The following is an 18,569-nucleotide window of genomic DNA, read 5'->3' as shown; positions in this document are numbered from 1 at the left end:
CCCCGCACTCACATCGGGTACACCGGGTGCTTACGCGGATTGAATTCTGGCTTGACCGGCGGCTTGTCGCGCAGCAACCGCAGCGCGTGCCGGATCTCCAGGCGGGTGCGCGCGGGTTCGATGACGGCATCGATGTAGCCGCGCTCGGCCGCGATCCACGGCGTCGCGATGGTCTCGTTGTAGTGGTTGACCATGAACTCGCGCGCGGCCGCCCGCTGCTCGGCCGGCACCGCCGCCAGCTGCCGCTTGCCGATGAGGTCGACCGCGCTCTCCGCGCCGATCACCGCGATCCGGGCGGTCGGCCAGGCGAAACTGATGTCCGCGCCCACCTGCCGGGCCGCCATCATGCCGTAGGCGCCGCCGTAGGACTTGCGCACCACGAGGTTGATGATCGGCACGGTGGCCTCGATGATCGCGCGCGGAACCCGGCCGCCGCGGATGATCACGCCGTTGGCTTCCTGCTCGAGACCCGGCAGCACGCCCGGGGTGTCGACGACGAACACCAGCGGAATGTTGAACGCGTCGCAGAGCCGGATGAAGTAGGTCGACTTGTCCGAGCAGTCCGCGTCGATCGAACCGCCGAGCACCAGTGGCTGATTGGCGATCACGCCGACCGGATAGCCGTCGACCCGCGCGAATCCGGTGATCAGGTTCTGCGCCATCGCCTCGCGAACCTCGTGGAACTCACCGTCGTCGAAGATCCGCAGCAGGATCTCGTGCATGTCGTATCCGGTCCGATCGGAGTCCGGGACGATCTTCTCCAGCTCCCGATCGGTGGCGGTGATCTCCGGCTCCAGGCCGGGATTCACGATCGTCGGCTGCTCGAGGCAGCTGGTCGGCATGTAGCTCAGGTACCGGCGGGCCCAGTCGTAGGCCTCCTGCTCGGTGTCGGCCACGTGATGCAGGGTGCCGCGCTTGGCCTGCACCTCGGCGCCACCGAGCGCCTCCGCGGAGATGTCCTCGCCGTTGACGGCTTTGATCACCTCCGGGCCGGTGACGAACATGTAGGAATCCTTGGTGCCGATCAGCACATCGGTGTTGATCGGCCCGTACACCGAACCCGCGGCGCACTTGCCGAGAATGATCGACACCTGCGGCACATAGCCGGACAGCTTCTCCAGCACCCTGGAGATGTCACCGAACGAGGCGATCGAGCCGACCGCGTCCTGGATGCGCGCGCCGCCGGAATCGTTGATCGTGACGACCGGGCAGGCATTGTCGAACGCGAGTTGCAGCGCCCGCATGAACTTGCGCGCGGAGGTGATGCCGACCGACCCGCCGTACACGGTCTGATCGTGGGCGATCACCACCACCGGACGGCCGGCGATCAATCCGCGGCCGGTGACCAGTCCGTCGCCGTAGAGGGCGTCCTTCTGATCGGGCTGACGAGCCAGCGCACTGGTCTCGACGAACGTCCCGGGGTCGAGCAGCAGGTGCACGCGCTCGCGAACACTCGGGATGCCCTTCTTCTCCCGCTTGGCAATACCGGCCTCACCTGCCGGTTCCGTAGCGATCGCCAGGATCTTGACCAATTCATCGAGCTTCGCCTGGGTTTCAACCACGCTCGCCGCCACCTTCCCTCCAACTGTCGTGCCTTGGCGACGTTAAGCGGTGCAGACACCGGAACGGGCACTCGATCGCCATATGCGGGACAGGTCACAGTCGGGGTCTGATCCGTATGGGTTTCCGAACAGCTCGCGCGCGGGGGAAACGCGCTCGTGCGGGGTGGTTCCGGTTACGTAGCCTGGACGGGTGGGAGCTGTGGATATCGGGCGTGACGCGGAGTGGGATTTCGCGGGTCCGGTAGCGGCCGCGCCGGTGGGTGGCGCGATGATCGGGTACCGCAACGCGGGTGGTGACGGGGTAGATCTTCGGGTGGCCGGGGCCGCGGCGATCACCGTTCTGATCGAGTTCGGGGGTCGTGGGCTGGTCGTCGACGATGCGTCCGGGCGGCGGACGCTCGGCGGGTTCGTGGTCGGGCTTCCGCTCGAGGCGATGCGGGTACGTGGCGAGCGGGCGGCGTGCATCGAGGTTCGGTTGTCGCCGATTCAGGCGTATTCGCTATTAGGTATCGCCCCAACCGATTTGGGGCGGGGCGCGGTCGATCTGGAGGATCTGTGGGGAGTGCGGGCTCGGCGGTTGCGTGCGCAGCTCGCGGACGCCCGGACCTGGGACGAGCGGTTCGGGTTGACGAAATCGTTTCTGGCGCAATGCGACCGGCCGATGCGGGTGCCTGACCCGGAGGTGCTCGCGGGCTGGGATCGCATACTCACCTCGGGCGGTCAGGTGCGAATCGGGGCGCTCGCCGAGTCCGTCGGGTGGAGTCATAAGCGGCTGTTGACCCGGTTCGAATCGCAGATCGGTCTGGCGCCCAAGCGGGCGGCGATGCTGGTCCGGTTCCGGTCCGCGGTCGACGGCCTGCTGGCTGGACGGCCCGCCGCCGAGGTCGCGGCGGACTGCGGGTACACCGATCAGGCGCATCTGAGCCGGGACGTGACGATCTTCGCCGACCGGGCGCCCGGGGCGCTGACCGCGCATTACCTGCCGATGATCGCCCAGCATCGGTACCAGGCGTGGGGGAAATTTTTCCAATACCGGGCGGGTGCGGCCGGTCGATAGTGGTGTCACTTCGGGTGCGAATAGGCACCCGTCAGCAGTGAGAGGACACCCGCTGTGACCGATACCCTCGATCCCGCGAAATTACAGACCGCACTGGAGAACCTCCGGCACGCGGGCATACCCGGAGCGTTCGCCGAAGTCCGCGACGGCGATGAAATCTGGCGCGGCGCAGCCGGACTCGCCGATGTGGCCACCGGGCGGCCGGTCACGGTGGATATGCGGCATCGCGTCGGCAGCGTCACCAAGACGTTCACCGCCGCCGCTGTGCTGCAGCAGGTCGACAACGGCGAGATCGCGCTCGACACACCGATCGGCCATTACCTGCCGCAGCTCGTTCCTGGCGACCGGGGTGCGGCGATCACGGTGCGGATGTTGATCAACCACACCAGTGGGCTCGCCGAGTACCTTCCGTATGCCTATCCGTCGCTCGCGGCGTTTCCCGACGTGGCGAAAACTACACCGAAGAGCTTGGAGGACAACCGGTTCACCAAGTTTCATCCGGCCGAGCTGATCGAGTTGGGCGTCGCGGCGCCGGCCACCGGGACTCCCGGTGGCGCACCCGGCGTGTACTCGAACACCAATTACCTTCTCCTGTGCCAACTTCTGGAGTTGGTGACCGGTACGTCCGCGGAGGACTGCATCACTCGTAACGTCATCGAGCGAGCCGGACTACGCGACACCGAGCTTCCCGCCGGACCGGATCTCACCGGACCCCACTCGCTGCACTACGAGTCGTGGTTCGGGATGTTCGAGCCGCCATGCGATTTCAGCGTTTTCGACATGTCCTGGGTGGGGCCCGCGGCGTCGCTGATCTCGACCGTCACCGAGCTGAACCGTTTCTTCGGCCTGCTGCTGGCCGGTGAAATCATCAGCCGCTCAGCGCTTTCCGAGATGCAGCGCACGGGTCCGGTCATCTCGTTCGAGGGCAAGACCATCGACTACGGTCTCGGGCTGCACAAGCTGACGATGCCCGGGCACGGCGTCTTCTGGGGGCACGACGGGTCCGTCTGGGGTGGTGGCGCGATGTCCATGACCAGCGCGGACGGCAGGCGGCAGATGTCCGTCGCGGTGAACCTGCAACGGTGGAATCGCATCGATGCCACGCAGCGGCCACAGCCGCATCCCATCGACCATGCGCTTCAGGCGTTCGTCCAGCTGGCGCTGTGTGGTTGAGCGAGTGTCAGTTTTCCGTAACCGCGCAGGTCAGCATGTTTGCGGGCCCTAGTCGGCGGTCCTAGGCTCGGAGGCCGGACAGGCAAGCCTGTCGCCGTCGACGCGGGTGAAGGTGTTACTGGATGGTGGACTACGGCTTCGATATGTCCGGCGTAGAGCTCGAGGTCGCTCTGCCCGACCTGGTGTCCGAAGGATATGAACTCGACGCGCTGGTATCGGCGCAAGCCGACTGGTCCAGGGACACACCGGCGGTGGGATGGACGATCGCCCACCAGATCGCCCATCTCGCCTCGGCCGACGAGAACCTGCTCATCGCGATCCGCACCCCGGAGGCGTTCGACGCCGTCTTGAAGCACGCTGAAGCCGAGGGTCCCCGATACCGAGATCTCGACGCCGCCGCGGGCGCGGCCACACCGCGCACGGAACTGCTGGAACAGTGGCGGGCCGGCCGAATCGAGGTCGCGGCGGCGCTGCGCGATCTCGCACCGGGCCAATCGTTTCCGTGGTACGACTCGGACTTGACCGCGGCGCTCATGGTGCCGCTTCGGCTGCTGGAAACCTGGGCACACGGGCAAGACATCTTCGACGCGGTCGGCGTCTCGCACCACCCGACAAGCCGCCTCCGGCACATCGCCTACCTGGGCATCCTCGGACGAGAACTGTCCTTCTACGCCGCCGAACTACCCACTCCGGCAGAGCCGTTCCGCATCGAACTGACCGGCCCCGACGGCGATCCCTGGGCCTGGGGCCCGGAAGACGCCGCCCAACGAGTCCAAGGCACCGCCCTCGACTTCTGCCTCCGTGTCACCCAACGCCGCCCCCTCGCCAAGACCACCCTCACCGCGGTCGGCGAAGACGCACAGAAGTGGCTCGAAATCTCGCGCATCTCCCTCTGAGTCGTTACCTTCTCCCGTCGGCACTCGTCATAGGTGCGACGACCGAAATACGAACGGTCGTCGCATCTATGACTGGAGTGGAGGACGGGATGCTGAGCAGCATCATGTACGTGACGGTCTATGTCACCGATCAGGATCGGGCGCTGCGGTTCTATACCGAGGCGCTCGGACTGGAGCAGCGGATCGACGTTACGGGACCCGACGGGCGGTTCCTTACCGTCGGTGTTCCCGGAAGCCCGGTGGAGATCATTCTGTGGTCGCACGCGGCGGCCGCGGGGCAGCCGGCCGAGTTGGAGGGGCGCGCCGCGCCCGGTCCGATCATTCTCGAATCCGATGATCTGCGAAAGGATTTCGAGGCGATGCGCGAGCGCGGCGTCGCCTTCGAGCAGGCCGAACCCGAGGACTATCCGTTCGGGGTCCGGATCGAGGCGGCGGACCCGGACGGCAATCGGATCTCGTTGCGTGAACGGCGAAAGCCGTAGTCCGTCAGCGGGCTTCGGCGAATTCCGGGTACTCCGGGATCTGCCAGTCGCCGCCGCGGTCCGCTTTCGACCGCTTCGCGAGGATTTCGGGAATGCGGAGGAAGCAGGCCGTGGCGGTCAGCGTGTGGAACAGGTCGATGCCGAGTTGGTGGGTGGGCATGCCCAGGCGCAGGAGACGCGGTTTCACCGTGGCCTGGATCTCGTCGACGAACGGGCGCAGCGTGGTGTCGTAATCGGCCAGGGCGGTGGGCAAGTCGTCCGGGTTGCGGTTGATTTCGCCGGCCAGGACGTAGGCGCCGATCAGCGCGCCGGAGATACCCATGCCGCTGTAAGGCGAGGCGCAATGTGCGGCGTCGCCGACCAGGACCACGCGGCCCTTCGACCAGGTGTCCGTGCGAACCTGCAAGGCTTCCTGGGAGTAGAAGGTCTCGGCGGTCCGCATGCCGTCGAGGAACCGATCAGTCTGCCAGCCCGCGTCGCGAAAACGGTCGGCCCAGAACAACTTCTGCTGTTCGACCGGCGCGCGATGGATGGCCGACGCCTCCGCCGAGGTTTCGCGCAGCATGAAGTAGACCTGTGTCTCGGTCGGATTGTGGCTGCGGCGCATGATCATTCGGCCACGCGGGGCGTGATAGGTGTCGCGGATGCTGCTGTCGGAGGCAATCCGCGGCACGAACCAGTAGGCCATATGAATGCCCACCGGCCAGTACGGATCCGGCGAACCGTACGGCAGGATGGCCCGGCGGATGCGCGAACCCTGCCCGTCCGCGCCGACCAGCAGGTCGTATTCGCCGGACGTGCCGTCGGAGAAGTGGGCGACGATGCGTTCGCCGACCCGCTCGAAACGGTCGACGCTCATGCCGAAGACGTAGTCCACGTCGTCCTTCGTCACGTCGTGTAGCAGGCGCACCAGGTCGCCGCGCATGATCTCGTACTCCGAGGTCAGAGTCTGCCGGCCCTGACCGGAGGTGTTGGCCATGATCGTGCCGCGCGGCTTGCCCTGTCCGTTGACGAAGGCGACGCCGGCCTCGTCCACGAGCTTGCTCTTGACCGCATCGAGCAGGCCCATCCGCTCGATCGCCTCGATGCCCTGACCGCGCAGGTCGACCTGCGCACCCGTGGCTCGCAGCGCCGGAAAGCGTTCGACGACCACCACCCGGTGCCCGCCGCGCGCAAGCCAGTAGGCCAGCGCCTGCCCGGCGACCCCGCCGCCGCAGATGAGGATTTCCAGGGATTCCGATGCAGTTGCCATGTCCTCAGTCCAATCTATCGGTGATAGGCAATATCCACGATCACCTATCACTGATAGATTGTCAATATGGCCAAGCTCAACCGGGACACCGTCATCGCCGAAGCGCTCGATCTGCTCGACGAGGTCGGCCTCGACGCCGTCAGCACCCGGCAGCTCGCGAAACGACTCGGCGTCGAGCAGCCGTCGCTCTACTGGCACTTCCGCAAAAAGGAAGATCTGCTCAGCGCCATGGCCGAGGCCGCGATGGCACCACACGCCACGGCCCCGCTCCCGAAGCCCGGCGACGACTGGCGCGACTGGTTCCTCGAGAACACCCGCAGCTTCCGGCGCACACTGCTACTGCGCCGCGACGGTGCCCGCCTGCACTCCGGCAGCCGGCCGGGCGGGGAAAGCCTCGACCAGCTGTTCCACAAAATGGCGTTCCTCCTCGAGTCCGGCCTACCCGAACGCGAAGCGCAGATCGCGATGCTGACCGCGAGCCGCTTCACCGTCGGCGCCGTCCTGGAAGAGCAGGCCGACACCGGACTCGATGAACCCTCGGCAGACATCCCACAGATCGACCACGAGTCAGCCTTCGAGGAGGGCCTGAACCTAATCCTGGACGGACTAGCGCACCGCGTCGAGCGCAAGTAAACCCTCGACCGTCAATTCCGTTTCGGTAAGGCACCCTGGAAAGCCATGCGTCGCAGTGCCTTTCGGCAGCGCAAGCCTCACCATCGCAGCCTCGGCGGCAGGTCCCCCACGGCGCCTTCATTAAATCCGTTGGCGGACTGGGGTGCCCGCTGCTAGTTTTCTGGGGACCGGGCTGGAGAACGAGGAGGTGGTACCTGTGAAGGCAGTTTCTACATGGGTGCTCCCCGCTGGGGCCACGGTAGGGCGATAGGTCGTCCGGGAGCGCCGTTCACGCGCATTCCCGAAAGGCACGACCATGGAATTCACTTCTGAAAAGCTTCTCGATGACGGCGTTGTCGAGCGCGAATTCACGCTCGGCGAGGTCCCCGGCATCCTGTGGACGCCCGGATCCGCACCCGCACCGCTGATCCTGATGGGCCATCCCGGCGGACTGGACAAGATGCATCCCCGACTGGCGGGCCGGGCTCGGCATGCGGCGGCGGAGGGCTATGCCTCGGCCACCATCGAACTCCCGTGGAGCGGTGATCGACCCAAGTCCGCCGACGCCGAGCAGGCCCGCGCCGACCTGCGTCGGGCGATCGGGGCCGGTGAGCCGGTCACCGACGATATCGTCAACCGGCTCATTCTTCCGCTGGCCGATCAGGCGGTTTCGGAATGGCGGGCAACCCTGGACGCTCTCCTCACGCTGCCCGAGATCGGCGGACCGGTCGGGTTCTCGGGCGGGGTGATCGCCATCGGCGTCCGGCTGGCGGTGGTCGAGCCACGCATCTCCGCCGCCGTGCTGTTCGCCGGAAGTTACGTGCCGCGCAGCATGTTCGAGGAGGCCCGGCAGGTCACCATTCCGCTGCACGTCCTGTTGCAGTGGGACGACGAAGGAAACGACCGGCAGATGGCGCTGGATCTGTTCGACGCCTTCGGCTCCAAGCAGAAGACGTTGCACGCCAACCTCGGTGGGCACACCGGCGTTCCGGCGTTCGCCGGGGAGGAAGCGAACCGGTTCTTCGCCCGGCACCTGAAGTGACGTCGAGGCGTCGGACCGCCTGACGCACGACCGCCCCGGCCTGCCGGTACTGGCAGGCCGGGGCGGCGCGTCGGACTCCCCACGGTCGGTCAAAGATGTTCCGGCCCAACGCCGATCGCGTCGAGGTCGGCACCGCCGAAAGGTCCCGCGATCATGCTGCGGCACCGCGCATTCCACGAGTCCCCGCGGCGAGACAGATCAACAAGGCGATGAGCACGCCCGCGAAACCGGCCATCGCGATTCGGGTGTCGACGAATTGGGTGGCGACGCCCATGCCGACCACCGGAATGATCAACCCCGCGTTGCCGATGAGGAACAACCCGGCCACCGCCTCACCGCGGTTAGTCGCGGCGGCGGCACGCACTGTCCGGGCGACAGCGGATTGGATCAGGACACCGGCTCCCGCACCACTCACCACCCCGGCGACCAGGAACAGCACCAGATTCCCGGTAAGCATAGCGACGACCAACGCACCCAGCCCGACAACGGCGCCGAGCAACCCCGTCACCAGCCGGGTCAACACCGGCAACGCCATGGCCGCATGCTGAGCGACGGGCGCGCTGGCGAACACCAGAAACACCACCCCACCCGCCAGCAGCCTCGAGGTCTGCCCCAGCGTCTCGGCGAGGAAAACCGGTGCCAGCGAAGCGAATAGACCGAACGCCCCGAACGCCGCGAAGGTACTGCCCGCCGCCACCGCCCAGCCGAGCTTGGATCCGACGATCGACACCCGCTGCGGACGGTAAGCCGGTCGCAACGACCGCGGCACGGACACGGTCTCCGGAACGAACCTGATCAGCACCACGATCACCAGGACTATGAACACCGCGAACGCCACATACGACGTCCGCAACGGCCACGGCGCCCACTCCGCGAGCACGCCCGCCACCAGCGCGCCGACCCCGAGCCCGCCGATATTGGCTGCCGGAGAAGCGATTTCGAAGCGCTTCGCACCGTCCCGCGGCCGCGCGAGCACATGCAGCTCGTGCAGATACGCGGTAGCCGTCGCGGTGATCGCACCGACGCCCAACCCGGTGATCAGCCGCCCCGCGATCAGCAGCGGCAACTGCGGCGGCAGGATGAACACCACGGCCGCCAGCACCTCCATAGAAAGCGCGAGCGTGAGCACTCGCCGCCTGCCGATCCAGTCCGACACGTGCCCGACCATGCACAGACTGAAGATCACGCCGACGCCGTAGACCGCGAAGACGATCGTGAGTGTCAACGGAGACAATCCGAGTTGCCGCGCGTAGAGCGGATACAGCGGCGTCGGCACCGTCGAGAACGCCATCGCCGCGCAGAAGGCCACGGTAACCAGCCAGAAGCCGGTGTTGTGCCAGCCGGAGTCCTGCTGCTCGGCGGGCCTGGTCCGGTGGTCGAGGGGCACAGTCGTCATCGCATTGCACTCTTTCTGCGGAATCGCGGCGGCCCGGCCGGCCCGCCGATTCCATCGTCGAGCCCGCGAACGTTCACGTCCAACGATTCATTCTTCTTCCAGCTATCACTTTCTGAGATAGTTGACCGATGGAGCTCAGGCATCTCGAGTACTTCGTCGCGGTCGCCGAGGAACGCAGTTTCACCAGGGCGGCCGCGCGACTGCACGTGGTGCAGTCGGCGGTCTCGGCGGCGATCAAGACGCTGGAACGCGAACTCCGCACCGAGATTCTCCGGCGCACTTCGCGCGAGGTCGCCCTCACCGAAGCCGGGACCGTCCTGCTCCCCCGCGCGCGGACGATCCTGGACAGCGTGCGCGAGACGATCGACGCGATCGACGGTGTCCGCGGCACGATCGGCGGCGAGATCCGGCTGGGTTTGATGGCGTCGGTGCCCTGGCTGGACCTGCCCGCCGTGCTCGGCCGGATGCACGCCGAACACCCCGAGGTGCGGCTGCGCTCGAGCCACCGCGCCGGCGGCTCACAGGAACTCGCCGCCGCCGTGGTCGCGGGCGAACTGGACCTGGCGATCCTCTCCGATCCCGGCCCGTTCGGCCGCAAGCTCCGGCTGACCGAACTGCGATCCTTCCCGATGCGCCTGCTCGTCCCGGCCACCCATTCGCTCGCCGAAAGACGTTCCGCGCGACTGGAAGAACTGGAGGGCGAGACATTCGTGGACCTGCCGCAGGGCTTCGGCAGCCGGGCCGTGGTCGACCGCGCGTTCGCCGCGGCGGACCTGACCAGGAGTGTTTCCATCGAAGTCGGCGATGGCAGCGTCGTCGCCGACTACGTGCGGCAGGGGCTCGGCATCGCGATCGTGCCGGAGGCGTACGCGCGGGCGGACTCGATCGTCCGGTCCCTCGCCCTCACCGCGAGCAGCGGCCTCACCTGGCGCATGTGCCTGGCCGCGCCGCGGGACCGGGAACTCGGAACTGCGGCAAAGGTCTTGACGACCATGGTGCTCGACGCGCTGGAGAAGTGATCGCTACTTGCGCGAAAGGGCCACCGGAACAGCCCGATTGCCGACACCCTCACGCGCGCTCAAGTAGTCCCGCAACGTGTCCGCGGCAGCGGTGATGTGCCGATGCAGAATCTCGGTGGCCACCACCGCATCTCGGGCGGCGGCCGCATCGGCGAGCGCGTGGTGATCGGGCTGACCGAGGGCATCGGCCCCGAGCGCGGCCAGGTGGAGCCGGATGATCTGCTCCTCCTCTTCCAGGGCCGCGCGGACCAGCTTCAGCAATCGATAGTTGGTGGCTCGCCGGCAGAGTGCCATGTGGAACTCGGTATTCAGGCGTCCCACGGCGGCCGGATCGGTTTCCGAGGCCAGGTGCCGGACGTGGCTTCGGATTTCCTCGATATCGGTCTCGGTGAGATTCGGAATCGATGAGTGCAGCGCGGCGGGTTCGATGATCAGCCGGACGTCATATGTCTCCATGAGGTCGGCGGGGTCGAGGTTCACCGCGATGGCGCCCTTGCCCGCCTGCAACCGGACGAGCCCTTTTCCCTCCAGCTGAATCAAAGCCTCGCGCACCGGCATCCGGCTCACCCCGAAAACCTCGGCGAGCTCCTCTTGCCGCAGCGGCGTTCCCGGGCTGATGGTTCCATTCAGAATTGCTTCGGCGAGCGTCGACTCGATAATCGACCGGGAATGCGTCTGCGGTACCGATATGTGCCCCAGCGCAGCCATGATCGGTCTGTGTCGTGCGCTCATCCGAACGGTGCCGCCTACCTATGCTGGAGTGTTCGCCGCATGTGGATCCATGATCCAGTTATTTTCTAACACTCCCGGCCCGGGCGGGCAACATTTCCGCATCGTCATGCGTTGTTCGTTTGTCTCCCAAAGTTATTTATGGGCCGGATCATTGCCGCCGGGACGATCGCGACGCACGCCAGCGCACCCATTATCGCGAGCGCGTACGCGAGGGAGGTAGCGGTGTACAGACTGCCGAAGACCGCGACGCCGAGCACGAAACTGAATTGGAATGTGGTGGTGGCGATCCCCGTCGCGTCCGGCACCTGGTCGGCGCGAACGTGCGCCACGGTCAATCCGAGCAGCGGCGTGAAGCAGGCGCCGTAACCGAAACCGGCCGCCGCCAGCAGCATTACGGCCGCCGCGGTAGGCAGGCCGTCACCGCGCTCGATCGTGCCGAGCAGGATAAGGCTGCCCCCGAGCACCGCGAGTCCGGCGATCGTGAGGGTGAGGTGCCGCCGATGCGGTACCAGCGATCCCGGCGCCGAGCCGACGCCGAACCCGATCGCGAAGGGCACCAGCGCGATTCCCGCCGCCGCGGCACTGCGCCCGTGCTGGTCCTGGAGGTCGGCGGCCACACAGAACAGCACCCCGGTGTACGTCGTCCCCGACAGCAGCAATGCGACCAGCCCCGGCCGCATGCCGGGCACCGCCAGGATGCGCAGGTCCAGCAGCGGAGCACCGTTGCGCCGCAGTTGAATCCGCTGCCACGCGACGAACACCGCCAGCACCGCGACACCCAGGGCCGCGACCGCCGAGCCGAGCCAGGTCCAACCGGTGTCTGGGCCGAGCGCGAGCGCGCCGGTGATCGAGGCCGCGCCGACGGTCAGCAGACCGACTCCGGCCAGGTCGAGTTGCCGTGCGGAGACACCGATCTCGGGTAACAGCCGGGCGGCGCCGAGCAGCACGGCGATACCCACCGGCAGATTGATCAAAAAGACGATCCGCCAACCGAGTCCGAACAGATCGAGGCTGATCAGCGCGCCGCCCAGGGCAAGTCCGGCGGTGGCGCCGAAGGAGATCATCGCACCGTAGGCGGCCAGGGCCCGCGTGCGCGCGGTTCCGGTGAAGTCCGCCTGGATGAACGAGATCGCCTGCGGGACAGCCATCGCCGCCCCCGCACCCTGCACGGCGCGGGCACCGATCAGCACGATCGCGTTGGGCGCCAGGCCGATCGCGACGGAACTCACCGTGAACACGGTGATCCCGATCAAGAACAGCCGTCGCCGGCCGCGATCGGAACCCAGTCGCGCGCCGGTGATCAGCAGGCTCGCGTACATCAGCGTGTAAGCCGCGACCGCCAGCGCGGCGGTGCCCGGTTCGATCCGCAGATCCTGCTGGATCGACGGCGCGGCGATATTGCCGACCGTGGTGTCCATCGAGGCCATGAACTGCCCGGTCAGGACGACGGCAAGCGCCAGCCAGCGCCGCCGGGAACCGGGGAGGGTCGCGACTCCCCCGGCCGGCGTCGTGGGGATCCGCTCCGGCGGCGCCGTCACTGCCGCGGGGCGCTGTCGGCGGTCTCCTCGGCTAGCAGTTGTTCCATCGCGGCGACGCAGTCGAAGACGTCGACGTGCCGGATGTAGAGCGGCGCCAGCCCGAAACGCAGCAGGTCCGGCGGGCGTAGTTCGAGGTGGAAACCGCGCGCCGCCAGGCCTTTCGCCAGGGGCTCGGCCGCTTCGCTGTGCAGGGACACATGGCTACCGCGCTGCGCGCTGTCGACGGGTCCGGTCACCTCGACACCGTAGCGGGCCAGCCGGGCGCCGGCCAAAGCAATGAACTCCTCGCTGAGCGCAACCGATTTGGCGCGTACCGCCGCCGGGTCGGCCTGGGCGGTGAGCGTGACGCCCTCGTCCAAGGCGAGCAGGCTCAGCAGCGGCGGGCAGCCGGTGGTCAGCCGGGCGATGCCCGGATCCGGTTGATAGTCGCCGGTGAAGTCGAACGGCCGGGTGTGCCCCAGCCAACCGGTGATGGGTTGTTCGAAGCGCGGCAGCAGCCGGTGGGCGACGTACATGTACCCGGGCGCACCAGGGCCGCCGTTGAGATATTTGTAACCGCAGCCGACCGCCAGATCGGTACCGGCGGCGTCCAATTCGAGCGGGACGACGCCCGCGCTGTGCGAAAGATCCCACAGCACAAGCGCTCCGGCTTCGTGTGCCCGCTCGTTGATCCGGCGCATCGGAAGCAGTTGCGCGGTGCGGTAATCCACGTGGCTGAGCGTCACCACAGCGACGTCCGAGTCGATTTGGTCGATGATCTCGTCGACAGGTACCCGGCGCACGGTCGCCTGCCGGTGGACATAGCGCGTGATGCCATCGGCGATGTACAGGTCGCTGGGGAAGTTGTCACGGTCGGTGAGGATCACCGACCGCTCGCTCCCGGACTGCAATTCCACAGCGCCACACAGCAATTTGAACAGGTTGACCGAGGTGGACTCGCCCACCACGACCTGACCCGGCGCCGCGCCGATGATGCCGCCGATGCGATCGCCGGTCAGCGTCGGGAGCTGCAACCACCGGTGGTCCCACCAGCCGGCGTTCATATCGTCGCGCCACCGGCGCATGGCCTCCTCGAGCCGCTTCGCGGTGCCCAGCGGCGGCGGCCCCAGCGAATTCCCGTTGAAGAAGATGCGGTCGTCGTGCAGATCGAACTGCGCCCGGATGTTCCGCAGTGGATCGACGGCGTCGAGCTGTTCGAAGTATCGGCGCTGCTCCATGTGCTACTCCGTTATTTGCTGCATCAAGCCGAACATGTCCTCGTTGTGCCACCACTCCGCGAGCCGGTTATCCGCGTCGAAGCGCATGATGTCGATCCCGGACAGCGACACCGGGCGACCGGTCGCGGCAATTCCCGACAGCACACCGGTGTGGGTTCCCGAAGAGTTGTATCGGGCAACGAGTTTGTCGCCGTCGACGAGCACTTCCTCGATATCGAAGGTGAGGTCGGGAAAGGCCTGATGCCAGTCGATCGCCATGTCCACGTGGCCCTGCTTGGTATTCGGAAAGTCGTCGATCGGGCGATGGTCGAAGAAATTCTCCGACAGTATCCGGCTGCCCGCCGGGTCGCCCTTGTTCCAGAGTTCGCCGATCCAGATGTCCACGTACACATGTCGCATGATTTCGCGGCGATTTCCGGTCTCTGTCACGATGTCTCCTTCGAATACCGGCCGTCGGCCGTGAACGCCGAACGACCACGTTTCAACCATTGCACGGTGACCCGTTTCGGCCGAAAGTTGGCTTCGAGCACCGGAATCGCAATTTCCGGGTCGGTGCTGCCGCAGGTGAAAATGTCCACAGCGGCGAAGTCGTGCTCGGGCCAGCTGTGAATGCTGATATGCGATTCCGCGAGCACCGCGATCCCGGTCACCCCGCCGGCGCCACCGAAATGGTGCACATAGACATACAGCAGCGTGGCATTCGTGACCCGGACGCATTCGCGCAGCACCCGCTCGGTCAGCGCGGGGTCGTCGAGGCGGCTCGCCCCGATCAGATCGACGAGCAGATGGGTCCCCGCCGCCCGCAGCTGTGGTGTGGGGGCGGTGGCCATTTCGGTCATCGGGCCAGCGGGTTCAGCGAGAAGCCGCAGACGTCGCGGCTGGCGAAGGTGGCCTCGCCGGCCACGGTCACCGGGGTCACGTCGTGCAGGCAGCGCGGATCCTCGAACACCACCGTGTCGATCGGCGTCTCCAATTCGAGCTTGCGATAGACCACGCGATCCAGATCGGCGAACAGGCTGCGCCCGCCCGCGACGTCGACCCGATTGATCAAGGAAATCGAGGTAAAGGCGTGCCCGTCGTGATGCATCCCCTCCGGCGCCGGATATCCCGGCTTGTCCGGCAACGCCACGATCCGGATCAGATGCACCCCGATCTCCCAGTGCCGGGCCGCGCTCACCCGCGCCTGCGGAAGCACCGCGAGAACGTCCCACATCAGCTGATGCAGGAAGGGGTTCCCGGTCGTTCGCTCGGCCAGCGGCTCGAATTTTCGCTCGAATCCGCCCGCGTACGGATTGACCGTCTCCTCCTGATAGAAGGCCCGGTGCTCGAGCTGCTCGATCCGGCGCTCGACGGTGTCCACCGAGAAAAGGCTGAAGCGGCGTTTCCGGAAGGAATATTCCGTTTGCAGCCAGCGGTCGTCGGCCAGATCATCGAAATCCACGGCCAGTTCGGACAATCCGGCGACGATATCCGGCGGGAGATCCGCCGTCGACCGGCCGGGCAGCATGACGACCGGATCGTCGGTGAAGCGATCGACGGGCAGCGTGCCGAAGAGTTCGGTCTGAATTGAAGGCGTCATGGTAATCCTCTGCTCTGTTCGCAGGTCACGACACGTAGTCGAGATAGAAGTCGAAATCCCACTCGCTGGTCGTGGCCAGAAATCGTTCCCATTCGTCGCGTTTGTGCGCGGTGTAGACGCGGTACATGTCGCCGGGCAGCGCCGCGCGCAGCACCTCGTCCCGGTCCAATGCCGTCAGTGCCGCACCGAGATTCATCGGCAGCGTCGGTCGCGGGTCCGGCGTGCTGTCGTAGCTGTTGGCGCTCGACGGTGGGCCCGGATCCAGGTTGCCGGTCAGGCCGTCGTCCATCGCGGCGAGCAGGCCCGCGGCCATCAGGTACGGGTTGACCATCGAATCGGCCGTGCGGTACTCGACCCGGTCGGGCGCCGACACCCGGACCGCGGAGGTCCGATTCTGGAAACCCCAGCCCGCGGTCAGCGGCGCCCAGAACCCGGTGTCCCACAGGCGACGGTAGGAATGCACCGTCGAGGCGGCCAGCGCGGTGAGCGCGGGCAGATGGGTGACCACCCCGCCCACCATTCGGCGGCCGATATCGTTGAGCTGCAACGGATTTGCACCCGCAGCACGGTCTTCGGTCAGCAGGTTCACCCCACCGGTGCGATAGTGCCGCACGCCGGGCACGGTGGTCTCGGTTTCCATCGGGACCGTCTCGTCGTCGCCACCGCGCCAGAGCGACAGGTTGTGATGGCAACCCGACGCCGACAGACCGGGGAACGGCTTGGTCATGAAACAGGCGATCACGCCGAATTCCCGCGCGACCTGACGGCAGATCTGCCGATAGGTGATCAGCCGGTCGGCATTGCGCAGCGGGTCGTCGAACCGGAAATTCAACTCGAGCTGGCCCGGTGCGTCCTCGTGATCGCCCTGGATCATGTCCAATCCCAGTGCCCGGCCGTAGGTCAGCACGCGCATGCTGATGTCGCGCAGCTCTTCGAGCTGATCCACGTGGTAGCAGTACGGTTTGGACACGCCGACCAGTTCGTTGTCGGCGTTGCGGCGCAGCCACATCATCTCGGGTTCGGTGCCGACCCGCAGTCGCATGTCGTGCCGGTCGGCGAAGGCCGCGTGCTGCTGGGCCAGGTTGCCGCGGCAGTCCGAAGACAGTGCGGCGCCGGGGTTTTCGTCCTCCTCCCGGTTGCGGAACAGCCGGGCGAACACCCGCGCGACCCGGCCGTCCCAGGGCAGTTGGGCGAACGTCTCCGGTTCCGGTATCGCGATCAGCTCCGAGGCCTCGGGGCCGTAACCCAGGTAGCGGCCGCGCCGGTCGGTGGCGACATTGGCCACCGCCCCATACACCATCTGGACGCCGCGGGCGGCCAGGTCTTCCCATCTCGAGGCGGGCATGCCTTTGCCGACGACCCGGCCGGTGACCGACACGAATTGCACGTAGATGTACTGAATGTCGAGCTTGTCGATCAGCTTTCGAACGTCGTTGGTTGCGTCGCTACGCCCTGGTTCGGACAGAAAAGCGTCGATGTCCACAGGTTCCCCCCTTCGGTCACGCCTCAACGCAGTGTTCAACGTCGGGACGGGGGTGGTCGGATTGCCCTGCATACCAACCGATTTGTAAATTGGATCCAGGATCCAATAGATTTTTACACTTGCCATTCGGTTCCGCAAGGTTTCACCCGCGCCACGCGTGCCGGTGCTATTCAGGGGTTGCCGGGTGTTGCCGGATCATGTTATGGCCGAGCGGTATTCAGCTCTGTGAGCTCGACTCGAGCAGTGCGCGCACGTAACCGTCGGCCGACTCGGACAGTTGCACGGCCGAGCCCGCGGCGAGGATCCGACCTTCGCGAATGATCACCATTCGGTCGGCGAGGCCGCCGGCGGTCAGCATCCGTATCTCGTTGCTGATCACCAGTACGGCGGCACCGGAATCCGCGTAGTCGCGCAACGACTTCCATACCGCATATGCGGTTTCCAGATCGAGGGAGTTGGTGGGTCCGTCCGCGATGAGGACCGGCGGTGCGGGCAGCAGGGCCGCGGCGAGTGCGGCGCGCTGGATCTGGCCACCGGAATTCTGCTGCGGGAGCAGGTCCAGGGCGTAGGCCGGGTAATGCGCTGCGGCACAGGCTCGCTCGATACTCCACGCTCGATCGTGCAACTCCAGCGCCCGCAGCTGGGTGCCGACCGTTGTTTCCGGTTCGAACGCGGTCACGCCCTCCTGCGGCACGTAACCGACAACGCTCCCGCGCAGCAGCGACCACTGCCGATCATCGACAACCTCACCGTTGACCAGAACCTGCCCTCGATGCCGCGCGGTAGCAGGCAACCGTCCCGTAAGCGCCCGGGCGACCATCGTCTTCCCGGCACCCGGCTCGCCGAGCACGGCCGTGATCTGGCCGCGCGGCACAACCAGATCGACCGCGGTGAGCACCGTCGCGCTCCATCGGCCGGTGTCGATATGGACAGTGAGGTCACGCAATTCGGCGGTCATGTGCCAGCTTTCCAGCGAAAGTCGGGTACGGATGCTCGAGGGCGTCGTCGACGACTGTAACGACCCATGGCACACGGTCGGCACGATCCACTGCGGTCGACGAGCTGCCGGAACCCGCGGCTACGACCACTGACCGGGGCGAAGCACGTCCATCCACTGCGTCGGCCAAGTGGCCAGCGCGACCACGACCATGATGATCAAATGCACCGGCGCCGCGCAGCTTTCCTTGGCCCCGTGGTGGTTGATGATGTGCGTGACCACGGCGCCGGTCAGCACCAGGATCAGCACCGCGGCACCGAGGAATCGCGCCTCGGGATACGGAATCGCCAGCAGCAGAGCGCACATGCCCTCGATCCCGCCGACGACGAACCGGAACCAGCTGGGCCAGCCCCAGTCCGCGAACTTGATCGCGTACGCCGGGCCGAAAAACGTTGGCCCAGGCCAGAATTTGGTCGCTGCGCCCATCATGAATTCGAAGGCGAGGAACCACAGGAAACCGGTCGCGACCCATCCGGGCCAGGTGTGCGCAATTGCCATACCGCCATGACCATTTCCCGGGCCGAAAGGTGAC

Annotated in this window: 19 protein-coding genes; 7 read left to right on the top strand and 12 right to left on the bottom strand. The window is 66.6% G+C overall.

The features are described 5' to 3' along the window. Nucleotides 1-8: 8 nt before the first annotated feature. A complete protein-coding gene (locus F3087_RS27325; protein ID WP_150404929.1) occupies nucleotides 9-1,562 on the bottom strand; it encodes an acyl-CoA carboxylase subunit beta in 1,554 nt (517 codons plus the stop codon). Nucleotides 1,563-1,752: 190 nt separating this feature from the next. Here F3087_RS27325 and F3087_RS27320 point away from each other — a divergent pair, with 190 nt between their 5' ends. From F3087_RS27320 to F3087_RS27305, 4 genes are all read left to right on the top strand, one after another. Next, on the top strand, nucleotides 1,753-2,619 hold the full coding sequence (locus tag F3087_RS27320) for a helix-turn-helix domain-containing protein (protein ID WP_223885375.1): 867 nt from the start codon (nucleotides 1,753-1,755) through the stop codon (nucleotides 2,617-2,619). A gap of 54 nt (nucleotides 2,620-2,673) precedes the next feature. After that, a complete protein-coding gene (locus F3087_RS27315) occupies nucleotides 2,674-3,792 on the top strand; it encodes a serine hydrolase domain-containing protein (protein WP_150404928.1) in 1,119 nt (372 codons plus the stop codon). A gap of 122 nt (nucleotides 3,793-3,914) precedes the next feature. Further along, entirely contained in the window at nucleotides 3,915-4,688 is a 774-nt protein-coding gene (locus tag F3087_RS27310; protein WP_150404927.1) for a TIGR03084 family metal-binding protein, read from the top strand. An 89-nt stretch (nucleotides 4,689-4,777) separates the two neighbouring features. Continuing rightward, complete coding sequence (locus tag F3087_RS27305) at nucleotides 4,778-5,170, top strand: VOC family protein (protein ID WP_150405309.1); 393 nt, start codon at nucleotides 4,778-4,780, stop codon at nucleotides 5,168-5,170. A 4-nt stretch (nucleotides 5,171-5,174) separates the two neighbouring features. Here F3087_RS27305 and F3087_RS27300 read toward each other — a convergent pair whose 3' ends face one another. Next, nucleotides 5,175-6,422 (bottom strand): FAD-dependent oxidoreductase, encoded by a 1,248-nt coding sequence (locus tag F3087_RS27300; RefSeq protein WP_150404926.1) that lies wholly within the window; start codon nucleotides 6,420-6,422, stop codon nucleotides 5,175-5,177. A gap of 66 nt (nucleotides 6,423-6,488) precedes the next feature. Between F3087_RS27300 and F3087_RS27295 the strand changes: the two genes are divergently transcribed. Beyond that, nucleotides 6,489-7,055, top strand: a complete 567-nt coding sequence (locus F3087_RS27295; RefSeq protein WP_150404925.1) for a TetR/AcrR family transcriptional regulator C-terminal domain-containing protein — start codon at nucleotides 6,489-6,491, stop codon at nucleotides 7,053-7,055. A gap of 295 nt (nucleotides 7,056-7,350) precedes the next feature. Further along, the gene (locus tag F3087_RS27290) at nucleotides 7,351-8,076 is read left to right on the top strand and encodes a dienelactone hydrolase family protein (protein WP_150404924.1); all 726 of its coding nucleotides are present in this window, start codon (nucleotides 7,351-7,353) and stop codon (nucleotides 8,074-8,076) included. Between the two features lie 151 nt (nucleotides 8,077-8,227). Here the strand turns inward: F3087_RS27290 and F3087_RS27285 are convergent, their stop codons facing one another. Further along, nucleotides 8,228-9,472 (bottom strand): MFS transporter, encoded by a 1,245-nt coding sequence (locus F3087_RS27285; RefSeq protein ID WP_150404923.1) that lies wholly within the window; start codon nucleotides 9,470-9,472, stop codon nucleotides 8,228-8,230. A gap of 128 nt (nucleotides 9,473-9,600) precedes the next feature. On the opposite strand from F3087_RS27285, the gene F3087_RS27280 reads away from it, so the two are divergent. Continuing rightward, nucleotides 9,601-10,491, top strand: a complete 891-nt coding sequence (locus F3087_RS27280) for a LysR family transcriptional regulator (protein ID WP_150404922.1) — start codon at nucleotides 9,601-9,603, stop codon at nucleotides 10,489-10,491. 3 nt (nucleotides 10,492-10,494) lie between these two features. On the opposite strand, the gene F3087_RS27275 is transcribed toward F3087_RS27280, so the two are convergent. From F3087_RS27275 to F3087_RS27235, 9 genes are all read right to left on the bottom strand, one after another. Beyond that, on the bottom strand, nucleotides 10,495-11,199 hold the full coding sequence (locus F3087_RS27275) for a GntR family transcriptional regulator (protein ID WP_150404921.1): 705 nt from the start codon (nucleotides 11,197-11,199) through the stop codon (nucleotides 10,495-10,497). A 128-nt stretch (nucleotides 11,200-11,327) separates the two neighbouring features. After that, complete coding sequence (locus F3087_RS27270) at nucleotides 11,328-12,761, bottom strand: MFS transporter (RefSeq protein ID WP_150404920.1); 1,434 nt, start codon at nucleotides 12,759-12,761, stop codon at nucleotides 11,328-11,330. After that, the gene (locus F3087_RS27265; RefSeq protein ID WP_150404919.1) at nucleotides 12,758-13,978 is read right to left on the bottom strand and encodes a kynureninase; all 1,221 of its coding nucleotides are present in this window, start codon (nucleotides 13,976-13,978) and stop codon (nucleotides 12,758-12,760) included. The genes F3087_RS27270 and F3087_RS27265 overlap by 4 nt, the downstream gene beginning before the upstream one ends. Nucleotides 13,979-13,981: 3 nt before the next feature. Further along, the gene (locus F3087_RS27260; protein WP_191094161.1) at nucleotides 13,982-14,407 is read right to left on the bottom strand and encodes an ester cyclase; all 426 of its coding nucleotides are present in this window, start codon (nucleotides 14,405-14,407) and stop codon (nucleotides 13,982-13,984) included. Continuing rightward, complete coding sequence (speD, locus tag F3087_RS27255) at nucleotides 14,404-14,817, bottom strand: adenosylmethionine decarboxylase (protein ID WP_150404917.1); 414 nt, start codon at nucleotides 14,815-14,817, stop codon at nucleotides 14,404-14,406. Before speD ends, F3087_RS27260 begins: the two co-directional genes overlap by 4 nt. Beyond that, nucleotides 14,814-15,557, bottom strand: a complete 744-nt coding sequence (locus F3087_RS27250; protein ID WP_150404916.1) for a 2OG-Fe dioxygenase family protein — start codon at nucleotides 15,555-15,557, stop codon at nucleotides 14,814-14,816. Before F3087_RS27250 ends, speD begins: the two co-directional genes overlap by 4 nt. 25 nt (nucleotides 15,558-15,582) lie before the next feature. Beyond that, entirely contained in the window at nucleotides 15,583-17,040 is a 1,458-nt protein-coding gene (locus F3087_RS27245) for a glutamine synthetase family protein (protein ID WP_223885374.1), read from the bottom strand. A gap of 217 nt (nucleotides 17,041-17,257) precedes the next feature. Then, nucleotides 17,258-17,998, bottom strand: coding sequence for an ATP-binding cassette domain-containing protein (locus F3087_RS27240; protein ID WP_150404914.1), 741 nt, complete (start codon nucleotides 17,996-17,998; stop codon nucleotides 17,258-17,260). A 120-nt stretch (nucleotides 17,999-18,118) separates the two neighbouring features. Continuing rightward, on the bottom strand, nucleotides 18,119-18,535 hold the full coding sequence (locus tag F3087_RS27235; RefSeq protein WP_150404913.1) for a DoxX family protein: 417 nt from the start codon (nucleotides 18,533-18,535) through the stop codon (nucleotides 18,119-18,121). Nucleotides 18,536-18,569: the final 34 nt, after the last annotated feature.

The sequence above is a fragment of the Nocardia colli genome (assembly GCF_008704205.1).
Lineage (GTDB): Bacteria > Actinomycetota > Actinomycetes > Mycobacteriales > Mycobacteriaceae > Nocardia > Nocardia colli.
Note: the sequence above shows the minus strand (reverse complement) of the source record. Positions and strands in the feature narration are given on the sequence as shown.